Here is a 7,630-nt window from a genome sequence, read left to right on the forward strand (position 1 = left end):
TCGCGCCCCCAACCTCCGCGGTGGCCTTGCGGGTGCGTTGGTTCGTGCGGGTGCATCGTGGTTGGTCGCGCAGTTCCCCGCGCCCCCAACCTCCGCGGTGGCCTTGCGGGTGCGTTGGTTCGTGCGGGTGCATCGTGGTTGGTCGCGCAGTTCCCCGCGCCCCCAACCTCCGCCGCTGCCCTGCGGGCGCGTTGACCTGTGCGGGTGCACTGTCGCTGGTCGCGCAGTTCCCCGCGCCCCTACCCCCCCCCACGCCCTCTGGGCGTAGGGGGAGGAACCAACGCGCGCCGCAGTGCCACGGCGACACAGCGACACGGCGACACCGTCAAGCGCACGGAGCGCCCCGCAGGGGGACGCGCAGGGGACGCGCGGGGTCAGTTTCGGGTGGGGGTCGCCGCCTGGAGGGTGATGGAGACCAGGACCAGCACCGCGCCCGCGACCTGCACCGCGCTCAGGCGTTCGTCCGCGAACGCCACCGAGAGCGCCGTCGCCGTCAAGGGCTCCAGCAGCACGCCGATCACCGCCGCGCCCGGCCGCGACCGGCGCAGCGCGGTGAAGTAGGCGACGTACGCCACCGCCGTCGGCAGCAGCACCAGGAAGCCCAGCGCGCCGAGCGCGTCCGGCCGCAGCGGGAGCGCCATGCCGGACGCCAGGGCGAAGGGCAGCAGCACCAGGCCGCCCGCCAGGAAGCCGAGGCCCAGGTCGCCGGCGTCCGACGTGGCGTCGCTGCGGGCGTGCCACAGGGACAACGTCGCGAAGCTCGCCGCCGCCAGCAGGGCGAGCGCCGCCCCGGCGAGCACGGGCCCGCCCGGCACGCCCGCTCCGCCGAGCAGGAGGAAGAGGCCGACGACGGCGAGTGTGACCGCCCCCGCCGTGCGGGCGTCCGGCAGCCGGCGGTCGAGCCCCGCCGTGCCCACGGTGATCAGCACCGGCACCGCCACCATCGTGGTGAGCGTGGCCAGCCCCACCGACGTCGCGGTCACCGCCGCGAAGTACGCCGCCTGGAAGGTGGCGAGCAGCAGCCCGGACAGCCCGACCCGGTTCCACACCGCGGCGCCCGCGGACCCGGTGAACCGCCGGCCCGTGGCCGCGGCGTACAGCACGATCAACGCACCCCCGCACAGCAGTCGGTACGCGGCCACCGCCACCGGCCCCACTCCGGCGCGGTTCGCGAGGTACGACCCGGCGAGCCCGCCCGCGCCCCACAGCACGCCGGCGACGACGAGGAGTGCGGTGCCGGTGAGCGGCGTTCGGGCAGGGGAGGGTGAGGCGCTTGTTGCAGTCATCAGAGGAAGCTCCGTCTTCGAGGCGTGTTCAGCGGTCGCCGGAAGCGGGGCACTTCGCACTCGCGCGGACATGCGCGAACAGGGCCTCGACCGAGCGGACTTCGCTCAGCGGCCGGGCCCGGAGGTCACCCCGCTCAGCCGCGGGGAGGCGGGGTGCTGGTGCGCCATCGATGCATGCGGCACAGGGTACGGGACGGCCGGCGCCCGTTCGAGGGCGCCGGCCGCCGCACGGGCGCGCGTACCGTCAACCGATCGCGGCCTCCTCGTTCGCCCGCTCACCGCGCGCGAACTGCGTCCGGTACAGCTCCGCGTACCGACCGTCCTGCGCCAACAGCCCCTCGTGGGTGCCGCGTTCCACGACCTGGCCGGCCTCCACCACCAGGATCAGGTCCGCCGAGCGGATCGTGGACAGCCGGTGCGCGATGACCAGCGCCGTGCGGTCCGCCAACGCCTCCGTCAGCGCCGCCTGCACCGCCGACTCCGAGGTGTTGTCCAGGTGCGCCGTCGCCTCGTCGAGGATCACCACCCGCTGCCGGGCCAGCAGCAGCCGTGCGATCGTCATGCGCTGGCGCTCGCCGCCCGACAGCCGGTAGCCGCGCTCGCCGACGACGGTGTCGAGCCCGTCCGGCAGGGACCGTACGAGATCGGTCAACCGGGCCCGCTCCAGCGCCGACCACAGCTCGTCCTCCGTCGCGTCCGGCCGCGCCAGCAGCAGGTTGGCGCGTACGGACTCGTGGAAGAGGTGCCCGTCCTGGGTGACCATCCCCACCGTGCCGCGCAGCGAGGCCGCCGACAGGTCGCGCACGTCGACCCCGCCGATGCGGACCGCGCCGCCGTCCACGTCGTACAGCCGCGGCAGCAGGCCCGCGATCGTCGACTTGCCCGCGCCCGAGGTGCCGACGAGCGCCACCGTCTGCCCGGCCTCCGCGCGGAAGGAGATCCCGCGCAGGACGTCGTCGCCGCCCCGGGTGTCGAGCGCGGCGACCTCCTCCAGCGACGCGAGCGAGACCTTGTCCGCGGACGGGTAGGCGAAGCGCACGTCATCGAACTCCACCGACACCGGCCCCTGCGGCGCCTGCCGGGCGTCCGCCGGCTCGTCGATCAGCGGCTTGAGGGCCAGCACCTCGAAGACCCGCTCGAAACTGACGAGCGCGCTCATCACCTCCACCCGCGCACCGGCGAGCGAGGTCAGCGGCGCGTACAGCCGGGTCAGCAGCAGCGCGAGCGCGACGACCGAGCCGGGCTCCATGCTGCCGCGCAGCGCGTACCAGCCGCCGAGCCCGTACACCAGCGCCAGCGCCAGCGCGGACACCAGGGTCAGCGCGGTGATGAAGACGGTCTGCACCATCGCCGTCCGCACCCCGATGTCCCGCACCCGCGCCGCCCGCGCGGCGAACTCCCGCGACTCGTCCTCCGGCCGTCCGAACAGCTTCACCAGCGTCGCGCCCGGCGCGGAGAACCGCTCCGTCATCCGCGTCCCCATCTCCGCGTCGAGCCGGGCCCCTTCGCGCTGGAGGGCGGCCATCCGCGTGCCCATGCGGCGGGCCGGCACGACGAAGACGGGCAGCAGGACGAGCGCGAGCAGGGTGATCTGCCAGGACAGCGTCAGCATGACGACGAGCGTGAGCACGAGCGTGACGAGGTCCCCGGCGACCCCCGACAGCGTCGTGCTGAACGCCCGCTGCGCGCCGATGACGTCGTTGTTGAGCCGACTGACGAGCGCGCCGGTGCGGGTGCGGGTGAAGAAGGCGACGGGCATCTTCTGCACGTGGTCGAAGACGGCCCGCCGCAGGTCGAGGATGAGCCCTTCGCCGAGCCGCGCCGAGTACCACCGCTCGACGAGCCCCAGCCCGGCCTCGGCGACGGCGATGACGGCGATCAGCAGCGCGAGCTGCACGACGGTGTCGGCGGCGCCGTCGGACACGATCGCGTTGACGACGCGACCGGCGAGGACGGGCGTCGCGACGGCGAGCAGCGCGATCAGCACGCTGAGGCCGAGGAAGAACCCGATCTCCCGCCGGTGCGGCCGGGCGAAGGCCCAGATGCGGCGCATGGTGGCGCGGTTGAAGGGACGCCGGTCCTGTTCGGCGTGCATCGCTCGGTATGCCTGCGTCCAGGCCGTGGTCTCCATACTCATGACCGGGACGCTATGACCTCAACCAATCTTGAGGTCAAGCGCGGAAGTCCGACGGCTTTCGTACGGTGGACTGTGAGCGGCCACCGTGCACCGACTCGAACAGGTCGCAGGCTTCCGCACCGCGTATCAGGCCGGCACGGTCCAGAAACCCGAATCGGCGGCCGGCGGGGACTTGGGAACCCATGCGGTGCGATCCGCCCCCGGGCTCCAGTCCGGCACGTTCCCCCCGTAGTAGATGACGAAGGCCCAGTAGCTTTCCTCCTCATGAAGGATGAGGCTGTCCTCGTCTGACAAGTCCTGCCCGTGCCACTGCTCATTGATCCGCGCGACGGCCTCCGCGCGCGATACCCCGAACTCCGCGGCCATGTCGTCCGCGATGGAGTCCAGGAACTCCCGTGTCTCGGACGAGGTGGGCATGGTGTACGCACTGCTCATGGTCGGCTCTCCTGATCGGCTCTCACTGAAGCGCCCGGTTGAGCAGAGGCCCGGTATCGCCGAAGAAGACAACCTGATCGCCGCTCCAGCGGGGCTCCGCTCCCCTGTTCATGAAGGCCTTCACATTCCTGAGCATAGGCCCTTCGACAACATCGGCTGCCGGGACTTCCGTGCCGTCACCGGCACGGAAACGGCGTACGAAATCGGATAGTTCCGGATCGCCTTCCGCGAAGACCTTGCGATTCAGCGCTTCGAATTCATCTCCGGGCACCTGGAAGTGGAGCACGACGCCGTCGTCGCCGAACCGGATCCGGGCCCAGTCCTCGGCCTGTTGTCGGCTGCGCGTGGTGTAGAAGCCGTTGCCGAAGTCCATCGGCCGTGGCGCGTAGGTGGGGTCGATCCCGTTGGTCCGGATGCTCCGCTCTCCGGCCCTGTTCGTGGCGTGGTACAGGTCCACACAAGGCGTCAGACCGAGCGGGTCGGACACGGTGTGCGGATTGGTGACGTAGGCGAGGGGGTTCGGTGCGGGAGTGAGACCGAGGGGGTCGGGGCTGATGTACCGGGCGGTCTCGGGGTCGTAGTGGCGGAAGTAGTTGTAGTGGAAACCGGTTTCAGGGTCGGCGTACTGGCCGGGGTGGCGTAGCGGTGTGTAGGCGGTGGCGTCAGCGTTGTAGGCGGTGGTGCCCCAGACGGTGCTGCGGGTGCGCCAGGCGAGAGTGCCCTGCTCGTCGACGAGTTCGGTCGGGGTGCCCACGAGGTTCGTGACGATGGCGAAGAACCGGGAGTCGACCTGGTCCTGTTCCAGGGATCGGCGCTCGTACTGGGCGAGCGGGCGGTGGCCTTCGTACTCCCAAGTGAGGACGGGGCCGCCGGGCTGCTGTTCCTCGGCGAGACGCGTGCCGTCCCAACTGAAGCGCGTCTCTTCGAGCCGGGTGGCCCCGTTGTCGGCGAGGCGGTACTTTGCGGTGCGCCGCCCGAGGGCGTCGTAGTCGTAGTGCCAGGTGACGCCGTCGGGTGTGGTGCAGGTGGTGAGGCGGTCCTCGGCGTCCCAGGTGTAGCGCCAGACGTCCGCGGAGCGGGAGAGGCGCTTCTTGCGGCGCTCGACGAGCCGCCCGGCCGCATCGTAGTGGTAAGCGGTACGTCCCGCTGTCAGCAGCCGAGTGCCGTCGAAGGTGCGGGTACCTGCCGTGTCGATGTCCGAGGCCATCCCGGTCCAGGCCGCGTGGGTCTGGTTGCCGGCAGCGTCGTACTCGTAGCGCTCCGACACATGGCGGTCGCTGGCGGTCAGCGGACGGCCGAGCGGGTCCAGGTCGTAGCGGGTGGCCTGGCCGGTGGTGAGGTCGGCGACGGAGACGGGCTGTCCGTCGGGACGGTAGCCGAACTCCCTTCGATGTAGGGGAACGTGATCGTTGCTGAGGGTCTGACCCGTCAGGCGGCCGAGTAGGTCCCACTCCGAAGCGAGCGCGACGTGGTCGCCAAGCGTGCGGCGGATTTCGCGACCCAGCACATCGTGGCCGAAGGCCAGCAGGTGGTCGTCGTCCAGGCGTAGTCCGACCCGGTTGCCGAACTCGTCCCAGAGGGTTTGGGTGGCGGCGCCGGTGGGGGTGGTGCGCAAGGTGCGACGGCCGAGAGCGTCGTAGCCGTAGTGCGTGGTGCGGCCATCGACCGTCTCGGTGGTCAGACGCCCCGCGCCGTCGTAGGTGCGGGTGAGACGGGAGGAGGCGGACACGGCCTCGGTCAGCCGCCCGGCGTCGTCGTAGGAGTACTCCGTGCGCTCCTGGGCCACGTCCTTGGCGCTGAGGCGGCCGGCTGGGTCATAGGTGTAGGTGATGGTCTCGCCGGCGGCGTTCGTGCGCGTGAGCGGCTGCCCGGCGGAGTCGTAGGAGTAGCGGGTGGTGCGGCCGTCGAAGTCGGTCTCCGCGGTCAGTCGACCGACCGGATCGTATGTGTAACTCCATGTCAGGCCGAGGGGGTCGATGACCTGTGCCAGGCGCTGCTCGGTGTCGTACAGGAATCGGTGCTCCGCACCGTCCCGGGTGACCTGCGAGGCCAGGAGGTCGAAGGGGCCATAGCTCAGCCGTGTGCTGGCGCCGAGCGGGTCGATGTGACTGGTGCAACTGCCCTCACCGTCGTACATCCAGGACTCGGTGGTGCCGTCGGGGGAGTCACGGCGCAGTAGGCGGCCCTCGGCGTCCCACACCAGCGTGGTCGTCGCGCCGAGCGGATCGATGACGGCGACGGTGCGCCCGAACGTGTCCCGCCGGTATGCGGTGCGGGTGCCGTGGGCGTCCTCCAGGGCGAGGAGCAGGCCCGCCGCGTCAGTGTCGATGCGGAGGGCGTCGCCGAGCGGATTGACGACGGTGGCGACGGAGCCGGTGGAGTGGTGGGTGAACTGGTGGACGGCGCCGTCGGGGGCGGTGCGGCTGGTGCAATTGCCGCGCTCGTCGAAGGTCTGCAGCTGAGTGGCGCCCCGTGGGTCCGTGATGCGGACGGGGAGATGCAGGTCGTTGTAGGCAATGCGGCTTCCCGTGCCGTCCGCGGTGGTGACGGAGACGAGGTCACCGGCGTCGTCCCACTCCCAGCGGGTGGCTCGACCCAGGGGGTCGGTGCGGGTCAGCAGATGGTCGTGGAGGTCCCAGGTCTGGGTGGTCGTCGCGCCGAGAGGGTCGGTGATCGTGACGATCTGGCCGTATGGGTTGGCGCGGTAGACCGTGGTGTGGCCGAGGGAGTCGGTGTAGGCGGCGGTGGTGGTGCCGTCATCGTGCGGGCCCGAGTACTGGATCGAGGAGCTGAGGATGCCGCCGGACCCGTGGGTGGCGGTGACCCGGCCTTGGCCGTCGTAGGCGTAGGTGAAGACGGTGTCGTTGCTGTCGCGCCAGCCGGTGATGCGGTGCGCGGCATCGTACGTGAAGTGGGTCGCGGCGTCGACGGCGTTGCGCACCTCGGTCAGGACGCCATTCTCGTCGTACGTGTAGCTGCGCAGCCGGAGCGGACCGTCCTCGGTGACGGCGTGTAGCCCGCTGATCCGCCGGCCCTGTCCGGCCGTGGTGATCGAGACGTGGTAGCTGCCGGAGTGGGTGACTTCCAACAGGGTGTCGTCGTCGCCGCGTTCGATGGTGACGTGGTTGTGGTTCCGGTCCTCGATCTGGGCCAGCCACCAGGTGCCGGTGGTGGCCTCGGCGGGCTCGAAGTGCCGGGTCAGGCCGGTGTGCGGGTCCTGCACAACGAGCACGTAGGAGCCGCCCCGGGACAGGTAGGTCAGTGGCAGATGCTTGCCTGCCTCCGGATCGACGCGGTCGCCGACGATGTCCGGGGTGCGGGGGTAGTAGAGGCTGGAGCCGTCCTCACGGCGCCACCACACGCCGTCCGTCCGTGTGTCCCGCTCAATCCGCTCGTCGAGAGTGGCGGCCCAGGACGGGCCGAAGCTGATGCCGTGGGCGTAGTCGGTCAGGTGAGTGCGGCGCAGGATGAGCGGCAGGATGCCGGGCAGGTTCACGTCGGTCTGGGCCAGGACCATCTGGCCGGAGGCCATGTCGATCGGGTCGCCGCAGGTCTTCTTGTCCGCCAGCGCACGGGCCTGTTGGGACAGCTTTGACAGGTCGGGCTTGGGGCTGTCGGATTGCTTCTGGGCTGATCCGTTGCTGTCCGTCGGCTTGCGGGCGGGGCCTTCGGTCTCGGCGCGTTTGCCGGTGAGGTCGTCGGTGTCGCGTTTGCCGCTGCCGGTGATCTTCTTGATGTGGTCGTCGACGTCTTTGTCGGTGTTCTTATGGGT

4 protein-coding genes are annotated in these 7,630 nt (G+C 70.9%); all 4 read right to left on the reverse strand.

Translation table 11 applies throughout. The features are described from left to right. Positions 1-374: 374 nt before the first annotated feature. Positions 375-1,286 carry a DMT family transporter gene (locus ABZ842_RS22795; protein ID WP_361539434.1) on the reverse strand — a complete coding sequence of 304 codons (912 nt, stop codon included), beginning with the start codon at positions 1,284-1,286 and terminating at the stop codon, positions 375-377. Positions 1,287-1,530: 244 nt separating this feature from the next. Next, positions 1,531-3,423, reverse strand: a complete 1,893-nt coding sequence (locus tag ABZ842_RS22800; RefSeq protein WP_361539437.1) for an ABC transporter ATP-binding protein — start codon at positions 3,421-3,423, stop codon at positions 1,531-1,533. 126 nt (positions 3,424-3,549) lie between these two features. Then, complete coding sequence (locus ABZ842_RS22805) at positions 3,550-3,858, reverse strand: hypothetical protein (protein WP_361539440.1); 309 nt, start codon at positions 3,856-3,858, stop codon at positions 3,550-3,552. Positions 3,859-3,880: 22 nt separating this feature from the next. Continuing rightward, the coding region (locus tag ABZ842_RS22810) for an RHS repeat-associated core domain-containing protein (protein WP_361539443.1) at positions 3,881-7,630 on the reverse strand (3,750 nt) is incomplete at its 5' end.

The sequence above is a fragment of the Streptomyces sp. NPDC047315 genome (assembly GCF_040643215.1).
Lineage (GTDB): Bacteria > Actinomycetota > Actinomycetes > Streptomycetales > Streptomycetaceae > Streptomyces.

What these genes read in the sequence shown, in the direction of transcription:
- ABZ842_RS22795 (WP_361539434.1), bottom strand. Translation starts at nt 1,286, where the DNA reads ATGACTGCAACAAGCGCCTCACCCTCCCCTGCCCGAACGCCGCTCACC.
- ABZ842_RS22800 (WP_361539437.1), bottom strand. Translation starts at nt 3,423, where the DNA reads ATGAGTATGGAGACCACGGCCTGGACGCAGGCATACCGAGCGATGCAC.
- ABZ842_RS22805 (WP_361539440.1), bottom strand. Translation starts at nt 3,858, where the DNA reads ATGAGCAGTGCGTACACCATGCCCACCTCGTCCGAGACACGGGAGTTC.